Raw genomic sequence first — 14860 nt, 5'->3', positions numbered from 1 at the left:
GAGGGAATAGACATGGCTAAAAAATCTATGATCGAACGCGAGAAGAAGCGCGAACGTCTGGTGGCGAAATACGCCGAGAAACGTGCCGCTTTGAAAGAGATCGTGAATGACGAAAGCAAGCCGATGGAAGAGCGTTTCCGCGCCTCCCTGAAGCTGGCGAAACTGCCGCGCAACTCCAGCGCTGTGCGTCTGCACAACCGCTGCCAGCTGACGGGCCGTCCTCACGCCTACTATCGCAAACTGAAAATTTCGCGGATCGCGCTGCGGGACCTTGGCTCGAACGGCCAGATCCCCGGCATGGTCAAGTCGAGCTGGTAAGGAGCGCATCAGATGAACGATCCTATCGCAGATATGCTGACACGCATCCGTAACTCTTCGATGCGCGGCAAATCCACCGTCCATACACCCGCTTCCAAGCTACGTGCCTGGGTGCTGGATGTGCTGGCGGACGAGGGCTACATCCGTGGCTATGAAAAAACCACCGGTGCCGACGGCCACCCGGCCATCGAGATCAGCCTCAAGTACTACGAAGGCGAACCTGTCATTCGCGAGCTCAAGCGGGTCTCCAAACCCGGTCGCCGCGTCTACATGGGCGTCAATGACATCCCCGTTGTCCGTCAGGGCCTGGGCGTGTCGATTGTCTCCACCCCCAAGGGTGTGATGTCTGACCAAGCAGCACGCAGCGCCAACGTTGGTGGCGAAGTGCTCTGCACCGTCTTCTAAGGAGGGGCTCATGTCTCGTATTGGTAAAAAACCGGTCGACCTGCCCAGCGGTGTATCCGCCTCCGTCAGCGGTCAGACCATCGAAGTGAAGGGCCCCAAGGGCACGCGTTCGTTCAGTGCAACAGACGATGTGGATCTGAAGGTCGAAGACAACGTCATCACTGTTGTGCCGCGTGGCAAGTCCAAGCGTGCCCGTCAGCAGTGGGGCATGTCCCGGACGCAGGTTCAGAACTGTGTGACCGGCGTCACCGAAGGGTTCAAGAAAGAGCTGGAGATCCAGGGTGTGGGTTACCGGGCGCAGATGCAGGGCAACACCCTGAAGCTGAACCTCGGCCTCAGCCACGACGTGGATTATACAGCGCCCGAGGGTGTGACAGTAACCGCTCCGAAACAAACCGAGATTGTGGTGGAAGGCATTGACGAACAGCTTGTTGGTCAGGTTGCCGCGAACATCCGCGCGTGGCGTAAGCCCGAGCCCTACAAGGGCAAAGGCATCCGCTACAAGGGCGAGTTCATCTTCCGCAAAGAAGGCAAGAAGAAGTAAGGACGCAAGACATGGCAAACAGCAAAAGACAACTGTTCTTGAAGCGCCGCCTGCGCGTTCGGAACAAACTCCGCAAGGTCAACGCAGGTCGCGTGCGCCTTTCGGTTCACCGCTCGAACAAGAACATCTCCGTCCAATTGATCGACGATGTGGCTGGCAAAACACTCGCCGCTGCCTCGACGCTCGAAAAGGATTTGGGTGTTGTGGGCAAAAACAACATCGAAGCGGCCACCAAGGTCGGGGCTGAAATCGCGAAACGTGCGAAAAAAGCCGGTGTTGAAGAAGCCTATTTTGATCGTGGCGGGTTCCTCTTTCACGGCAAGGTCAAGGCCGTTGCCGACGCCGCCCGCGAAGGTGGTCTGAAGATCTAAGAGCTGAAGGTCGCCCCCTGCGGGCGACCTCGATGATCCGGGGGCTTTTGCCCACCTGGATTGAGACAAACGGGCGCTCCGCTTTAAACCGGGCCCAGATAAAAGGATGTTCTCAATGGCAGAACGTGAAAACCGTCGCGGCAGGGGCCGTGATCGTGACGAAGCACCGGAATTCGCCGACCGTCTGGTCGCGATCAACCGCGTGTCCAAAACCGTAAAAGGCGGCAAGCGCTTTGGTTTCGCAGCCCTCGTGGTTGTGGGTGACCAGAAAGGCCGTGTGGGCTTTGGCAAAGGTAAAGCGAAGGAGGTCCCTGAGGCCATTCGCAAAGCCACAGAGCAGGCCAAGCGCCAGATGATCCGCGTGCAACTGCGCGAAGGTCGGACGCTGCACCACGACATGGAAGGCCGTCACGGCGCCGGTAAAGTGGTCATGCGCACAGCCCCTGAGGGTACTGGTATTATTGCCGGTGGTCCGATGCGTGCTGTGTTCGAAATGCTGGGTGTCAAGGACGTTGTGTCCAAATCCATCGGCTCCCAGAACCCCTACAACATGATCCGCGCCACCATGGACGGTCTGCGTAAAGAGTCGTCCCCACGGTCGGTCGCACAGCGTCGCGGCAAGAAAGTGGCTGACATTCTGCCCAAGCGTGAAGACGCCGTGGACACATCCGCGCAAGTGGCTGAGGAGGCGTAAGCATGGCCAAGACTATTGTTGTAAAACAGATCGGCTCCCCGATCCGCCGCCCCGCCAAACAGCGCGCCACGCTGATCGGCCTGGGCCTGAACAAAATGCACAAAACCCGCGAGTTGGAAGACACGCCCAGCGTACGCGGCATGATCAACTCGATCAGCCACATGGTCGAGATCGTGGAAGAGCGCGACTAGGTTTTTCGGAGTTTTGAAATAGAAAGCGCCTCGCAGGAAACTGCGGGGCGCTTTCATGTAGGGCTATTGCCCCTTGTACAAAGCTAGATGGCAACTAAGTTAATCTTTATTAATACCGCAAAAGAAAAATGTATTTGAAGGGATAAAGCGCTGAAAAATTGGTAGTAGTGGCTTGTATTTTCGGAATGACACCGGTTGCCTTCGATCAGCAAAACATCGTGACGCAAGGCATCTTAGTTGGTGAAGAAATTTTCCATGGTGGCGGATGCCGAAAGTCGTCTCCTCCCGGTCAATGTTGTCACGCGGGATCGCAACCACTTCACTGTCACTAGACAATCCCCTCTCGCAATCAGCCTTTACTTGAACGTGGATCGGGCTTTCCGTGAGTGTCGCTGTCGATGATTTGACCACGCTTATGTACTGATCCATCGCGAGATGCATGCTCCCTGACTTCACCGCCACCTGAGTTTTCAGCTAGAGCCTTCGCCCTTTCCTGTATTTCCGCCTTCGTCGTTGCGCGCGCTGAAGCTTTCTCTCCTCCAGCTTTCATTGCTTTCCAACCCTTTTGGTCTTTGGAGATATGGTAGTTTGACATCGAGCTGCTCCTATATGTTCTTGGAACGTTCATAGAACAAATTTTCGATAAGTTCAATTGAAACCAAATTGAGGGGCGGCTGCTAGGATTCCGCCCGTGATCGTCGATCACGGGCCGCGCCCGACCCGCCCCATGGGCGGGCGCGTCTGCGACGCTCCCGATGCTGGCGCACCCTGCGGCCTAAATCGCTCCGCCGGAGCGATTTCAGAGACGGCCTCCGGCCCCGGGTCGGACGCGGCCCTCTGGTGCACGATTTTGGGTGCTTGATCTGAGCAGATATGAGGTCTATACGCCCACGATCACCCCAACGGTGATCATAGAATCGAAACGCCGTGTTTGCCCGCTCCCGTCGCTGGGGGGTACATCCGGCCACAGGAGAAGCGACAATGAAACTGAATGAACTGTCTGACAACGCAGGCGCCACCAAGAAACGTAAGCGCGTAGGCCGTGGCCCGGGTTCCGGCACCGGTAAAATGGGTGGTCGGGGTATCAAAGGTCAGAAATCCCGCTCGGGCGTGGCGATCAACGGGTACGAAGGCGGGCAGATGCCGCTTTATCAACGCCTGCCAAAGCGTGGCTTCAACAAGCCAAACCGCAAATCATACGCAGTTGTGAACCTGGGCCTGATCCAGAAATTCATCGACGCCAAGAAGATCGACGCCAAGAAAGCGATCACTGAGGATGTGCTGATCGAAAGCGGCCTTGTGCGCCGTAAACTGGACGGTATTCGCGTCCTGGCAAAGGGCGACGTGACCGGCAAGCTGACCATTGAAGTCACCGGCGCGTCCAAATCTGCCATTGATGCGGTGGCCAAAGCGGGCGGTTCGCTGACCGTGGCAGCACCGGCGGCGGCAGAAGCGGAAGCTTAAGCACCAGGATTGGACTTGTGGGCGGCGTCCGCGCCGCTTACATAAGTCTTCGAGTTTTCCTTCACGCCGCCCGCCGGAAAACGGCCCGGGCGGCGTGTCCGTATCGAAAGAGAGCCCTTCATGGTATCTGCCGTTGAGAACATGGCCGCCAACACCAGCTGGTCCGCGCTGGGTAAAGCGACGGACCTGCGCAATCGCATCCTTTTCACCCTTGGTCTGCTGATCGTCTACCGGCTGGGCACCTTTATCCCGGTGCCGGGCATCGACGGTGTCGCCCTGCGCGAGTTCATGGAACAGGCGGGGCAGGGCATCGGCGGCATGGTCAGCATGTTCACCGGCGGCGCGCTGGGGCGGATGGGCATCTTTGCGCTCGGCATTATGCCCTATATCTCGGCCTCGATCATCGTGCAGCTTCTGACCTCGATGGTGCCGCAACTGGAACAGTTGAAAAAAGAGGGCGAGCAGGGCCGCAAGAAGATCAACCAATATACGCGTTTCGGCACCGTGGCGCTGGCGACATTGCAGGCCTACGGGCTGGCGGTTTCGCTTGAAGCGGGCGATATCGTGACCGATCCGGGCCTCTTTTTCCGCATGTCCTGCCTGATCACGCTGGTGGGCGGCACCATGTTCCTGATGTGGCTGGGGGAGCAGATCACCGCACGCGGCATCGGCAACGGGATTTCCCTGATCATCTTTGTGGGCATTATTGCCGAGGTTCCGGCCGCCATTGCGCAGTTCTTCAGCCAGGGCCGTTCCGGCGCGATCAGCCCTGCGGTGATCATCGGCGTGCTGCTGATGGTGATTGGCACCATCATGTTTGTGGTCTTCATGGAACGTGCGCTGCGCAAGATCCATATCCAGTATCCGCGCCGTCAGGTCGGCATGAAGGTCTATGATGGCGGTTCCAGCCACCTGCCGGTCAAGGTCAACCCCGCAGGTGTGATCCCGGCGATCTTTGCTTCCTCGCTGCTGTTGCTGCCGGTCACGATCAGCACGTTTTCGGGCAATTCGACCAATCCGGTGATGTCCTGGCTGCTGGCCAACTTCGGCCCCGGTCAACCGATGTATCTGCTGTTCTTTGTCGCGATGATCGTGTTCTTTGCCTATTTCTATACGTTCAACGTATCGTTCAAACCCGATGACGTGGCAGACAATCTGAAAAACCAGAACGGCTTTGTCCCCGGTATTCGTCCCGGCAAAAAGACTTCCGAATATCTGGAATATGTGGTCAACCGCGTGTTGGTTCTGGGCTCTGGCTATCTGGCGGCTGTTTGCCTCTTGCCGGAAATCCTGCGCGGCCAGTTTGCGATCCCGTTCTATTTTGGCGGCACCTCCGTGCTGATTGTGGTCTCTGTGACCATGGACACGATCCAGCAGGTGCAAAGCCACCTTCTGGCGCACCAATACGAAGGTCTGCTTGAGAAATCCCAGCTGCGCGGTAAAACCGGCGGTAAACCACGCAAGAAACGGAGTCCTGTCCGCCGATGAACATTATTCTGCTTGGGCCTCCGGGGGCCGGTAAAGGGACGCAGGCGCGTCACCTCTTTGAGACGCGCGGCATGGTGCAGTTGAGCACAGGCGATATGCTGCGCGAGGCCAAGGATTCAGGCACGGAAATGGGCAAAGTGGTCGCCGACGTGATGGCGCGCGGCGCGCTGGTCACCGATGAGATCGTCATCGGCCTCATTCGCGAAAAGCTGGAGACCGTGAAAGCCAACGGTTTCATCTTTGACGGCTTCCCACGCACGCTGGCACAGGCCGACGCGCTGGGAGAGTTGCTGGAGGCGGAAGGCGAAACGTTGGACGCTGTCATCGAGATGCGCGTGGACGACGAAGCCCTGGTCGCCCGCATTGTTGCCCGGTCAACCTGCGGCATGTGCGGTGAAGTCTACAATGACAACACCAAGCCGATCCCGGCGGATGGCAAATGCACCAACTGCGGCGGCACCGAATTCAAACGCCGCGCGGATGACAATGAGGAAAGCCTCAAGACCCGCTTGATGGAATACTACAAGCAGACCTCGCCGCTGATCGGCTATTACTACGCCAAGGGGCTGCTGGCCCGCGTGGACGGGTTGGGTGCGATTGAGGCGGTGCAGGGTGAGATCAAGGCCGTTCTTGACGCCTGAGACACACCGGCGCACAGCGGTAACCTAAACGTGTCAGACCGTTGTCACCGCGGGGCGGCGTGCTTCAAGAATTGCTGCGAGCTTTTGCCGCGCAGTCGGAATGAGGGCCTTGGCGTTCTCTTCTGATTTCGCCGCCCGTGCCGCAGCGTTTGCGGCACGGATTTCGATGCCTGCGGCAGCCTGAATATCGCTCCGGTATGATTTGTCGCGCGCGTGGGTCACAGCCACGGTTGCTTCGACGCCAGCATTGACAACCGCCTGCGAGGCGCGGCGCGCGTAGCCCACGTTGTCAGCATCCTCATCCGGCGAGATCGTCGTAGCATCAATGCCCAGAACAATGTCCAACACTCTAACGCCTTCCTGCGCGTCCTCGTGGCACCATTCTGCCTCCTGCGCGTCAATCTCTTCGGGCAGACGCATCCGCGCGGCGAGCTCAGGCGACTCTTCCAACAGTTTTTTAAAGAAGTCCCGGTTCTTTTTCGATGCGTTCCCATCCCCCACTGCCGCGATTGCCACTTCCAGTGCCGCAATGTCCGAGGGTGCCATCATTTCTTTCACCGCCGCCCCACGGGATGGGTGGTAGCCTTCATAAGCGCCATCAGCGCTGCCAAAGTTTTCGAACAGGATGGTGCCCGCAGGGGCTGGACCGGCGACCATGTCCTCGGCATTCGGCAATTTTGCGATGACCCAAGGGTGAGTGTCGCTGTTCCATAGCCTGACTGACGCCCATTCGTTAAAATCATCGAGCCCGTCATGTGTACCCGCCTTGACCTCTGCTGCGTGCGTTGCTTCAGCAAGCGCAATATCGATGTTGTAACGTTCGATCATACCATGCCCGCCCCGTTCGTCTTCGGGGCCAGCAACGTGAGTGGTGCGAATACGCCCATCATCGAAATAGACGCTGCCGATCTTGTCGCCGTCCATGCTGAGAATTGCGGGTACGGGGGCCGGCAGGTCTTCTCCTTCCCGCTGAATGACCGCGCTGGCGCGCCGTTGCAGGGTTTGCAAGGCGCTGACGGCAGGACTTTGGTCTGCAGTGAGCTGAAGGGCGGCCAATGTGCCTGAAGCCGGGGCGCGGCTGTGCGCCTGTATGGGTTGAGCTGCGTGGTCCGGGGCGATAGCAGGCTGGCGGGGACGGGCGGTTTTCATGCCGGAAATTCCGATTTCAAGAGTGCTTCGGATCACACTACGTTAGGTGGTATTTCTCGTCCAGCGCTGCGGCGCGGCAGTCTGGGTTTCGCTCTCTTTCCACCTGCCCGCCCTGACGGGTTGACGCCATCTTAAAAAGCCCATAACACGCGCTATCTCTAATGAGAATCAAATCGCAAGGCAGGTCGCTCCTGCGGCGCGAGATCACCTGATCAGCTGACGCCCGATGCCGTAATACGCCTCGGGCTTACGTTGTGAAAAAAGGGTCTGGAACTACGGACCCGCAACGAAAAGGAATATGACACGTGGCACGTATTGCCGGCGTAAACATCCCGACTGCAAAGCGGGTTCCCATCGCCCTCACATATATCACCGGTATCGGCAACGCCTCCGCAAAAGCCATTTGCGAAGCGGTTGGTATCGACGCATCCCGCCGGGTCAATGAGCTTTCCGACGCCGAAGTTCTTTCGGTGCGCGAACACATCGACGCCAACTACACCGTCGAAGGTGACCTGCGGCGCGACACGCAGATGAACATCAAGCGCCTGATGGACCTTGGTTGCTACCGTGGCCTGCGCCACCGTCGTAACCTGCCGGTCCGCGGTCAGCGCACCCATACCAACGCTCGTACCCGCAAAGGCCCCGCAAAGGCCATTGCCGGCAAGAAGAAATAAGGGAGGGTCTGACCAATGGCACGTGACAGAGTACGCGTTAAGAAAAAGGCCAGCAAGAACATCGCCGCAGGTGTGGCGCATGTGAACAGCTCCTTCAACAACACCAAGATCCTGATCTCCGATGTGCAGGGCAATGCGATCTCTTGGTCGTCTGCGGGCACCATGGGGTTCAAGGGCTCGCGGAAATCCACACCTTACGCGGCCCAGATGGCTGCCGAAGATGCGGGACGCAAAGCACAAGAACACGGCGTGAAAACGCTGGAAGTTGAAGTGCAGGGTCCGGGTTCCGGTCGTGAAAGCGCCCTGCGCGCGTTGGCCGCTGCGGGCTTCAACATCACGTCGATCCGTGATGTGACGCCGATGGCGCACAACGGCTGCCGTCCGCCGAAGCGCCGCCGCGTCTAAGCTGACTTTGACTATCGGGGCTGCGGGAATTCTCGCGGCCCCCATCCGCTTTTTTGAAACCTCGAGAGTCTTGGCCTTTCGGACATGGGGCTTAGACAGGAATGGAGGGACGCATGATCCACAAGAATTGGGCTGAATTGATCAAGCCGCAACAACTGGACGTTAAACCGGGCAATGATCCGGCACGTCAGGCCGTCGTCATGGCAGAACCGCTGGAACGCGGCTTTGGTCTGACCATGGGCAACGCGCTGCGCCGTGTGCTGATGAGCTCGCTGCAAGGGGCGGCGATCACATCCGTGCAGATCGACAACGTGCTGCACGAGTTTTCCTCCGTTGCCGGTGTGCGTGAAGACGTGACCGACATCATCCTGAACCTCAAGGGTGTGTCCCTGCGCATGGAAGTCGAAGGGCCGAAGCGTCTGTCGATCTCCGCCAAGGGTCCGGGCGTCGTGACAGCGGGCGATATTTCCGAATCCGCGGGCATCGAAGTGCTGAACCGCGAACATGTGATTTGCCACCTCGACGATGGCGCGGACCTCTACATGGAGCTGACCGTCAATCAGGGCAAAGGCTACGTCTCGGCAGAGAAAAACAAGCCCGAAGACGCCCCCATCGGTCTGATCCCGATTGATGCGATCTACTCGCCGGTCAAGAAAGTGTCTTATGATGTGCAGCCGACACGTGAAGGTCAGGTGCTTGACTATGACAAGCTGACCATGAAGGTGGAAACCGACGGCTCGATCACGCCGGATGACGCGGTGGCCTTTGCTGCGCGTATCCTGCAGGATCAACTGGGCATCTTCGTCAACTTCGAAGAGCCTGAATCCGCATCTCGCGCGGATGAGGACGACGGTCTGGAATTCAACCCGCTGCTTCTGAAGAAAGTGGACGAGTTGGAGCTTTCGGTGCGTTCCGCGAACTGCCTGAAGAACGACAACATCGTCTACATCGGTGATCTGATCCAGAAGACCGAAGCGGAAATGCTGCGCACGCCGAACTTTGGTCGGAAATCCCTGAACGAGATCAAGGAAGTGCTTTCGGGCATGGGCCTGCACCTCGGCATGGATGTCGAAGACTGGCCGCCAGACAACATCGAAGATCTGGCCAAGAAATTCGAGGACTCCTTCTAAGGGGTCTTCAATCATGCCCGCGTCTGGCGGGGACAATCAGGGCCAGATGGCCCCAAGGAGAGTCGGGTGACACGCATCACCCGGCCAGACAAAGTAAAACCGCCCGTAGAGGGCATGTTAGGAGATAGAAAATGCGTCACGCACGTGGATACCGCCGCCTGAACCGCACACATGAGCACCGCAAGGCGCTCTGGGCAAACATGGCGGGCTCGCTCATCGAACATGAGCAGATCAAGACAACCTTGCCAAAAGCCAAGGAACTGCGCCCGATCATCGAAAAAATGATCACGCTGGCGAAACGCGGCGATTTGCACGCGCGCCGTCAGGCCGCCGCCAAGCTGAAGCAGGACCAGTATGTTGCCAAACTGTTTGACGTGCTGGGTCCCCGCTATAAGGACCGTCAGGGTGGTTATGTGCGCGTTCTGAAAGCCGGGTTCCGCTATGGCGACATGGCACCCATGGCGATCATCGAATTCGTGGACCGGGACCGCGATGCCAAAGGGGCGTCGGACAAGGCGCGCCTTGCAGCGGAAGAAGCCGCAGAAGAATAAAGCTTGCGCATAGAGCGCTTGCGTTTGACCCTCGTCCCTCACGGGATGAGGGTTTTTTTGTGCCTTCGGTCAGCAGGTCTGCCCGGGTATCAGCGTAAAGCCCAGATCGACGCATCCATCGGGTAGGGCCTCCTGCGCCTGATCAGAGACCAGAAACCGCCCGGCCTGCAGCCCGATCTCATAACGGGGTGTCTCTACCGTTGTGAGTTGCAACGGCAGAGCGTTCAGAAACGGAAGGCCGTTGAACCCGGCAAGAGCGAGCGTTCCGGGAACGTCGATGCCGTTACTGAGACAATGCATGAGGCCGCCCGCCGCAAGATCGTCACTCGCGTAGTAAATCGCGTCAGGCTGGTCGGCGCGCGTCAGGATGTCGGCGGTGAGACGCCGCCCCTCGACCATTGAGGACGGGGCGGTGCTGACGTCTTCGGAGATCATGACGGCACCTGCCTCGCGCAGGGTTTGCCGAAACCCTTCCAGCCGCTTCACGGCCCGCAGGTCCTGACCGTTCTGGCTGCCGGCATAGGCGAAGCGGCGGTGGCCCCGGCCCAGCAAATGCCGCGCGGTGTGCTGGCCGGCGGCCTTTTGTGACAGGCCAAAGGCGCATTCCATTGCGGGGCCGTCCACATCCATGATCTCGGCAACCCGCACCCCGGACGCGGCGATCGCCTGTCGTGTCGCCCCAGAATGTTCAAGCCCGGTCAGAACGATACCGGACGGCCGCCAGGACAGCAGATCGCGGACCAGGGTTTCTTCGCGGGTTTCAGAATACTCGGTCAGCCCGAAGACCGGGCGATACCCGTTTTGGGTCAACGCATCGGTGATGCCGCTGAGCACATCGGTGAAGACGGTATTGCCAAGCGTCGGCAGGACCACGGCGATCAGCGGGGTCTGTTCGGACCGCAAGCCCCGCGCCAGCCGGTTCTGCACATATCCGATGTCGCGGGCGGCGGTGAGGACCTTGTCGCGCACTTTCTCAGAGATGTAACCCTTGCTGCTCATCACGCGGGATACGGTCATCTGACTGACTCCGGCGTGCCGGGCCACATCTTCCATTGTTGGGCGTGCTGGTTTGCCGTCACTCACCCGTGTCGCTCCTGATACGAATCGCTTGACTTATGTTTACGTAAACATACATATATAACCGATATGTTTACGTAAACATATTCTATTCTGATCCTCGAAAGAGACAGGCTGGACGCCAAGCAGAGCAAAGGACAAGGTGATGACCAGAAAAACCGCGGTGATCGGTCTGGGGTCCATGGGATATGGTATGGCGCAATCGCTGCTGCGGGCAGGTCACACCACCTATGGCTATGATATTGCGCCAGACACGCAGGCAAGGCTACAGGCGGAGGGCGGCGCGGCGGGTGAGTTGCACGCCGTTGCCGGAGCGTTGGATGCGGTTGTGATCGTGGTGTTGAATGCCGTGCAGACCGAAGAGGTCCTCTTTGGCGCAGAAGGGGTCGCGGGACACCTCAAACCGGGTGCTGTCGTGATGGCCTGCGCCACGGTGGCACCTGAGTTTGCCCGCGATATGGCCGGACGCTGTGCGGCTGCGGGCCTGCATTATCTTGATGCGCCCATTTCGGGCGGTGCGGCAAAAGCGGCGCAAGGTGCGTTGAGCGTAATGGCATCAGGAAGTGCGGCGGCTTTCGATGCGGCGCGCCCGGTTCTGGAGGCCACCGCAGCCACGGTTTTTGAACTGGGTGACCAACCCGGTGCTGGCTCGGCGATGAAGGCCGTCAATCAATTGCTGGCGGGAGTTCATATCGCCGCGATGGCAGAGGCGCTGACCTTCGGGATGACCCAAGGGGTGACGCCGGATAAATTCGTTGAGGTCATCAGCAAATGTGCGGGCACATCCTGGATGCTGGAAAACCGCGCACCGCACATCGTGGCCGGCGATTACACGCCGCATTCATCGGTCGACATCTGGCCCAAAGATTTGGGGATCGTGCTGGATATCGCGAAGTCGGCCAAATTTGGTGCTCCCCTGACGGCAGCGGCCTTGCAGCAGTTTCTGGCGGCATCGGGCTCGGGGCTGGGTCGCGAAGATGATGCCGCAGTTGCCAAGGTCTACGCCCGCAATGCGGGCCTAACCCTTCCCGGAGACGCCTGATGCTGTTGGGGTGTATCGGAGATGATTTCACGGGCTCGTCTGATCTGGCCAATACGCTGTCGAAACAGGGGATGCGCGTGGTACAATACACCGGCGTTCCCGAAAATCCCGCGGCAGAGGATGTCGATGCCGGGGTCGTCGCCCTGAAATCACGCTCGATCGACCCTGCTGAGGCGGTCCGTCACTCTCTGGCTGCTTTGGAATGGCTGCGCGCGCAGGGCTGTGTTCAGATATTTTTTAAATATTGCTCGACCTTCGATTCCACACCCGAAGGGAACATCGGTCCGGTTGCGGATGCGTTGATCGAAGCGCTGGGGGCCGAAAAGGTGATCGTCTGCCCCGCATTTCCGGGCACCGGTCGGTCGATCTATCAGGGCCACCTGTTTGTGGCTGATAGATTGCTGAATGAAAGCGGCATGCAGAACCACCCGCTGACCCCGATGACAGACCCCGACATCCGCCGTTGGCTCGCCCCGCAAACCCGTCATGCGGTGGGCCATGTGGGGGCGGGGGCCGTTCTGGCCGGGGCGGCATCGATCAAAGATGCGTTGCAGGCGGAACATATGGCGGGCAAACGCCTTATCGTTGTGGATGCTCTGCGCGATGCGGACCTGATGGAAATTGGCGCGGCGGCTGACGGTTTGCCGCTGATCACCGGCGGATCAGGTGTGGCATTGGGGCTGCCGCAGAATTTTGCCCGGCGCGGCATGATGGTTCCGCGCGCCACGACCTGGCGGGGCGAGGCCGGAAAATGCGTGGCCTTGTCCGGGTCCTGCTCAAGGGCGACACGGGCCCAGGTTGCCGCACATTGCACATCGCACCCGTCGTTTGAGATCAGCGCCGCAGAGGTGATCACGCAGCAACTGTCGCCGGAAACCGTGACCGACTGGGTGCTGACATCGGAGGGCATCCCTTTGGTCTACAGTTCCGCCGACCCCGAAAACATCGCAGAAGTGCAACGGCAGTTCGGCCGCGAGAACGCCGCGCAGGCGCTTGAGGCTTTTTTCGCAGACGTGGCGCGCCTGCTAGTGGCTGCCGGCGTTCCGAAAATCCTGACCGCAGGGGGCGAAACCTCCGGTGCGGTGGTGGAGGGGCTGGGCCTGGCGACGTTGGAAATCGGACCGGAGATCGACCCCGGCGTGCCAGCACTGCGGGCAGGTAACGGCTTGGTTGTTGCCCTCAAATCGGGAAACTTCGGGGCCGAGGATTATTTCGCAAAGGCGGCGGCCGTGCTGGGGGCAGGCACATGACGGAAGCGGCGCTGCGCGAATTGATCTGCCTTTTGGCCAAGTCAATGTTTGACCGGGGACTGACGGGCGGGTCTACCGGCAATATCTCGGCGCGTACGGAGGATGGCGGGCTGCTGGTCTCGCCCACAGGCACCAGTTTCGGGCGACTTGATCCGGCGCGTCTGTCGCGGTTCGATGCGTCAGGGCGGCTCATCGAAGGCGACCCACCCACCAAGGAAATGCCGCTGCACGCGGCTTTCTATGACACGCGTAGCACGGCGGGCGCTGTGGTGCATTTGCATTCCTGCCACGCGGTGGCCCTGTCGTTGATGCCTGATGCGGATGCGGATGATTTTCTGCCGCCGCTCACACCCTATGCGATCATGAAACTGGGAAAAGTGGCGCTGTTGCCCTTCTTCAGACCGGGCGATCCGGCCATGGGGCAGGCGGTGCGCGGGCTTGCGGGCAAGCGGAGTGCTGTGATGCTGGCCAATCATGGCCCGGTCGTGGCTGGCAAAGACGTGGAGGCGGCCTGCAATGCCATCGAAGAGCTGGAAGACACCGCGCGGCTGGCGATGATGATGCGGGGGATTGAGAGCCGCCAGCTCACACCTGCGCAGATCAGCGATCTGGTGACCCATTTCGATGTGGAGTGGGACGCATGACCCAATTCTCGGCGAATCTTGGGTTTCTCTGGGCGGAGCTGGCCTTGCCTGATGCCATCCATGCGGCCAAAGCCGCGGGGTTTGACGCGGTGGAATGCCATTGGCCCTATGATGTGCCTGCACGTCTGGTAAAGGCAGCGCTGGAGGAGACCGGGCTGACGATTCTGGGGCTCAACACCAGACGTGGCGACCTTGAGGCGGGGGAAAACGGGTTGGCCGCTTTGCCGGACCGGGTTGCACAAGCCCGTGCCGCAATAGACGAGGCGCTGGCCTATGCCGGTGCGATTGACGCGCGCTGTATTCATGTCATGGCGGGTTATGCAACCGGACCTGAGGCGCATGACACTTTCATCGCCAATCTGCGCTACGCTTGTGATGGCGCGCGCGAAAACGGGGTCACAATCCTGATCGAACCCCTGAACCGCTACGACGCGCCCGGGTATTTTCTGACCTCGACCGATCAGGCCCAGGCGATCATTGCGGAGGTGGACGCACCCAATCTGGCGCTGATGTTCGATTGCTATCATGTGCAACTGATGGAGGGCGATCTCAGCCACCGGCTGGCCGATCTGATGCCCTTGATCGGACATATCCAGATTGCATCGGTTCCGGATCGGGGTGCGCCCGATCATGGCGAGGTCAACTATGCGCATATCTTCCGGGTCCTGTCTGATCTGGGGTATGGCGCACCGCTGGGCGCTGAATACAAACCCGGCGGTCCCACAGCGCAGACACTTGGTTGGATGGCGGCGGCGCGTTCAGAATGGGTCGAGACCTGACCCAAGCGCCAGCGTGCCCGAGAGGTCATCATGACGATTTCAA

General features: G+C 59.5%; 19 protein-coding genes and 1 pseudogene. 17 read left to right on the top strand and 3 right to left on the bottom strand.

Annotation, left to right across the window (positions count from 1 at the left end; all coding sequences use genetic code 11):
• Positions 1-12 precede the first annotated feature (12 nt).
• From rpsN to rpmD, 6 genes are all read left to right on the top strand, one after another.
• Positions 13-318 (top strand): 30S ribosomal protein S14, encoded by a 306-nt coding sequence (gene rpsN, locus ACOTTU_RS11170; RefSeq protein WP_298919259.1) that lies wholly within the window; start codon positions 13-15, stop codon positions 316-318.
• Positions 319-330: 12 nt separating this feature from the next.
• A complete protein-coding gene (rpsH, locus tag ACOTTU_RS11165) occupies positions 331-723 on the top strand; it encodes a 30S ribosomal protein S8 (protein ID WP_195819744.1) in 393 nt (130 codons plus the stop codon).
• 10 nt (positions 724-733) lie between these two features.
• Entirely contained in the window at positions 734-1267 is a 534-nt protein-coding gene (gene rplF / locus ACOTTU_RS11160) for a 50S ribosomal protein L6 (RefSeq protein WP_298919257.1), read from the top strand.
• Between the two features lie 11 nt (positions 1268-1278).
• Positions 1279-1638, top strand: coding sequence for a 50S ribosomal protein L18 (rplR, locus tag ACOTTU_RS11155; RefSeq protein WP_298919255.1), 360 nt, complete (start codon positions 1279-1281; stop codon positions 1636-1638).
• 115 nt (positions 1639-1753) lie between these two features.
• Positions 1754-2332: a 30S ribosomal protein S5 gene (gene rpsE / locus ACOTTU_RS11150; RefSeq protein ID WP_298919253.1), complete on the top strand. Its 579-nt coding sequence runs from the start codon at positions 1754-1756 to the stop codon at positions 2330-2332.
• Between the two features lie 2 nt (positions 2333-2334).
• Positions 2335-2523, top strand: coding sequence for a 50S ribosomal protein L30 (rpmD, locus tag ACOTTU_RS11145; RefSeq protein ID WP_298919251.1), 189 nt, complete (start codon positions 2335-2337; stop codon positions 2521-2523).
• A 349-nt stretch (positions 2524-2872) separates the two neighbouring features.
• On the opposite strand, the gene ACOTTU_RS11140 is transcribed toward rpmD, so the two are convergent.
• On the bottom strand, positions 2873-3118 hold the full coding sequence (locus ACOTTU_RS11140; protein ID WP_425658037.1) for a DUF2188 domain-containing protein: 246 nt from the start codon (positions 3116-3118) through the stop codon (positions 2873-2875).
• Between the two features lie 386 nt (positions 3119-3504).
• Between ACOTTU_RS11140 and rplO the strand changes: the two genes are divergently transcribed.
• The 3 genes from rplO (at position 3505) to ACOTTU_RS11125 (ending at position 6116) form a co-directional block, all read left to right on the top strand.
• Positions 3505-3987, top strand: a complete 483-nt coding sequence (gene rplO, locus ACOTTU_RS11135; protein ID WP_298919247.1) for a 50S ribosomal protein L15 — start codon at positions 3505-3507, stop codon at positions 3985-3987.
• A 120-nt stretch (positions 3988-4107) separates the two neighbouring features.
• Positions 4108-5475 carry a preprotein translocase subunit SecY gene (secY, locus tag ACOTTU_RS11130; protein WP_298919245.1) on the top strand — a complete coding sequence of 456 codons (1368 nt, stop codon included), beginning with the start codon at positions 4108-4110 and terminating at the stop codon, positions 5473-5475.
• Positions 5472-6116, top strand: coding sequence for an adenylate kinase (locus ACOTTU_RS11125; RefSeq protein WP_425658035.1), 645 nt, complete (start codon positions 5472-5474; stop codon positions 6114-6116). Before secY ends, ACOTTU_RS11125 begins: the two co-directional genes overlap by 4 nt.
• Before the next feature lie 33 nt (positions 6117-6149).
• On the opposite strand, the gene ACOTTU_RS11120 is transcribed toward ACOTTU_RS11125, so the two are convergent.
• Positions 6150-7265: a hypothetical protein gene (locus tag ACOTTU_RS11120; protein ID WP_425658034.1), complete on the bottom strand. Its 1116-nt coding sequence runs from the start codon at positions 7263-7265 to the stop codon at positions 6150-6152.
• 305 nt (positions 7266-7570) lie between these two features.
• On the opposite strand from ACOTTU_RS11120, the gene rpsM reads away from it, so the two are divergent.
• The 4 genes from rpsM (at position 7571) to rplQ (ending at position 10025) form a co-directional block, all read left to right on the top strand.
• Positions 7571-7939, top strand: a complete 369-nt coding sequence (rpsM, locus tag ACOTTU_RS11115; RefSeq protein WP_298919239.1) for a 30S ribosomal protein S13 — start codon at positions 7571-7573, stop codon at positions 7937-7939.
• Positions 7940-7954: 15 nt separating this feature from the next.
• Complete coding sequence (gene rpsK / locus ACOTTU_RS11110) at positions 7955-8344, top strand: 30S ribosomal protein S11 (protein ID WP_159974560.1); 390 nt, start codon at positions 7955-7957, stop codon at positions 8342-8344.
• Positions 8345-8457: 113 nt separating this feature from the next.
• Positions 8458-9474 carry a DNA-directed RNA polymerase subunit alpha gene (locus tag ACOTTU_RS11105; RefSeq protein WP_298919236.1) on the top strand — a complete coding sequence of 339 codons (1017 nt, stop codon included), beginning with the start codon at positions 8458-8460 and terminating at the stop codon, positions 9472-9474.
• A gap of 131 nt (positions 9475-9605) precedes the next feature.
• Complete coding sequence (rplQ, locus tag ACOTTU_RS11100) at positions 9606-10025, top strand: 50S ribosomal protein L17 (protein WP_298919234.1); 420 nt, start codon at positions 9606-9608, stop codon at positions 10023-10025.
• Between the two features lie 69 nt (positions 10026-10094).
• Here rplQ and ACOTTU_RS11095 read toward each other — a convergent pair whose 3' ends face one another.
• On the bottom strand, positions 10095-11108 hold the full coding sequence (locus ACOTTU_RS11095) for a LacI family DNA-binding transcriptional regulator (protein WP_425658031.1): 1014 nt from the start codon (positions 11106-11108) through the stop codon (positions 10095-10097).
• Positions 11109-11220: 112 nt separating this feature from the next.
• On the opposite strand from ACOTTU_RS11095, the pseudogene ltnD reads away from it, so the two are divergent.
• From ltnD to ACOTTU_RS11075, 4 genes and pseudogenes are all read left to right on the top strand, one after another.
• A pseudogene (ltnD, locus tag ACOTTU_RS11090) lies at positions 11221-12144 on the top strand (L-threonate dehydrogenase); the annotation flags it as partial.
• On the top strand, positions 12144-13394 hold the full coding sequence (gene otnK / locus ACOTTU_RS11085) for a 3-oxo-tetronate kinase (protein ID WP_425658030.1): 1251 nt from the start codon (positions 12144-12146) through the stop codon (positions 13392-13394). The pseudogene ltnD and the gene otnK, both read left to right, overlap by 1 nt.
• Positions 13391-14038, top strand: coding sequence for an aldolase (locus tag ACOTTU_RS11080; RefSeq protein WP_425658028.1), 648 nt, complete (start codon positions 13391-13393; stop codon positions 14036-14038). The genes otnK and ACOTTU_RS11080 overlap by 4 nt, the downstream gene beginning before the upstream one ends.
• Positions 14035-14817 carry a hydroxypyruvate isomerase family protein gene (locus tag ACOTTU_RS11075; protein ID WP_425658027.1) on the top strand — a complete coding sequence of 261 codons (783 nt, stop codon included), beginning with the start codon at positions 14035-14037 and terminating at the stop codon, positions 14815-14817. The genes ACOTTU_RS11080 and ACOTTU_RS11075 overlap by 4 nt, the downstream gene beginning before the upstream one ends.
• Positions 14818-14860 lie beyond the last annotated feature (43 nt).

The organism is Roseobacter sp. EG26 (assembly GCF_049830555.1).
GTDB lineage: Bacteria > Pseudomonadota > Alphaproteobacteria > Rhodobacterales > Rhodobacteraceae > Roseobacter.
This window is presented reverse-complemented; position numbering and strand designations above follow the sequence as displayed.

What these genes read in the sequence shown, in the direction of transcription:
- ACOTTU_RS11105 (WP_298919236.1), top strand. Translation starts at nt 8,458, where the DNA reads ATGATCCACAAGAATTGGGCTGAATTGATCAAGCCGCAACAACTGGAC.
- rplR (WP_298919255.1), top strand. Translation starts at nt 1,279, where the DNA reads ATGGCAAACAGCAAAAGACAACTGTTCTTGAAGCGCCGCCTGCGCGTT.
- ACOTTU_RS11120 (WP_425658034.1), bottom strand. Translation starts at nt 7,265, where the DNA reads ATGAAAACCGCCCGTCCCCGCCAGCCTGCTATCGCCCCGGACCACGCA.
- rpsK (WP_159974560.1), top strand. Translation starts at nt 7,955, where the DNA reads ATGGCACGTGACAGAGTACGCGTTAAGAAAAAGGCCAGCAAGAACATC.
- secY (WP_298919245.1), top strand. Translation starts at nt 4,108, where the DNA reads ATGGTATCTGCCGTTGAGAACATGGCCGCCAACACCAGCTGGTCCGCG.
- rpsH (WP_195819744.1), top strand. Translation starts at nt 331, where the DNA reads ATGAACGATCCTATCGCAGATATGCTGACACGCATCCGTAACTCTTCG.
- rpsE (WP_298919253.1), top strand. Translation starts at nt 1,754, where the DNA reads ATGGCAGAACGTGAAAACCGTCGCGGCAGGGGCCGTGATCGTGACGAA.
- ACOTTU_RS11125 (WP_425658035.1), top strand. Translation starts at nt 5,472, where the DNA reads ATGAACATTATTCTGCTTGGGCCTCCGGGGGCCGGTAAAGGGACGCAG.
- rplF (WP_298919257.1), top strand. Translation starts at nt 734, where the DNA reads ATGTCTCGTATTGGTAAAAAACCGGTCGACCTGCCCAGCGGTGTATCC.
- ACOTTU_RS11075 (WP_425658027.1), top strand. Translation starts at nt 14,035, where the DNA reads ATGACCCAATTCTCGGCGAATCTTGGGTTTCTCTGGGCGGAGCTGGCC.
- ACOTTU_RS11080 (WP_425658028.1), top strand. Translation starts at nt 13,391, where the DNA reads ATGACGGAAGCGGCGCTGCGCGAATTGATCTGCCTTTTGGCCAAGTCA.
- ACOTTU_RS11140 (WP_425658037.1), bottom strand. Translation starts at nt 3,118, where the DNA reads ATGTCAAACTACCATATCTCCAAAGACCAAAAGGGTTGGAAAGCAATG.
- otnK (WP_425658030.1), top strand. Translation starts at nt 12,144, where the DNA reads ATGCTGTTGGGGTGTATCGGAGATGATTTCACGGGCTCGTCTGATCTG.
- rpsN (WP_298919259.1), top strand. Translation starts at nt 13, where the DNA reads ATGGCTAAAAAATCTATGATCGAACGCGAGAAGAAGCGCGAACGTCTG.
- rpmD (WP_298919251.1), top strand. Translation starts at nt 2,335, where the DNA reads ATGGCCAAGACTATTGTTGTAAAACAGATCGGCTCCCCGATCCGCCGC.
- rplQ (WP_298919234.1), top strand. Translation starts at nt 9,606, where the DNA reads ATGCGTCACGCACGTGGATACCGCCGCCTGAACCGCACACATGAGCAC.
- rplO (WP_298919247.1), top strand. Translation starts at nt 3,505, where the DNA reads ATGAAACTGAATGAACTGTCTGACAACGCAGGCGCCACCAAGAAACGT.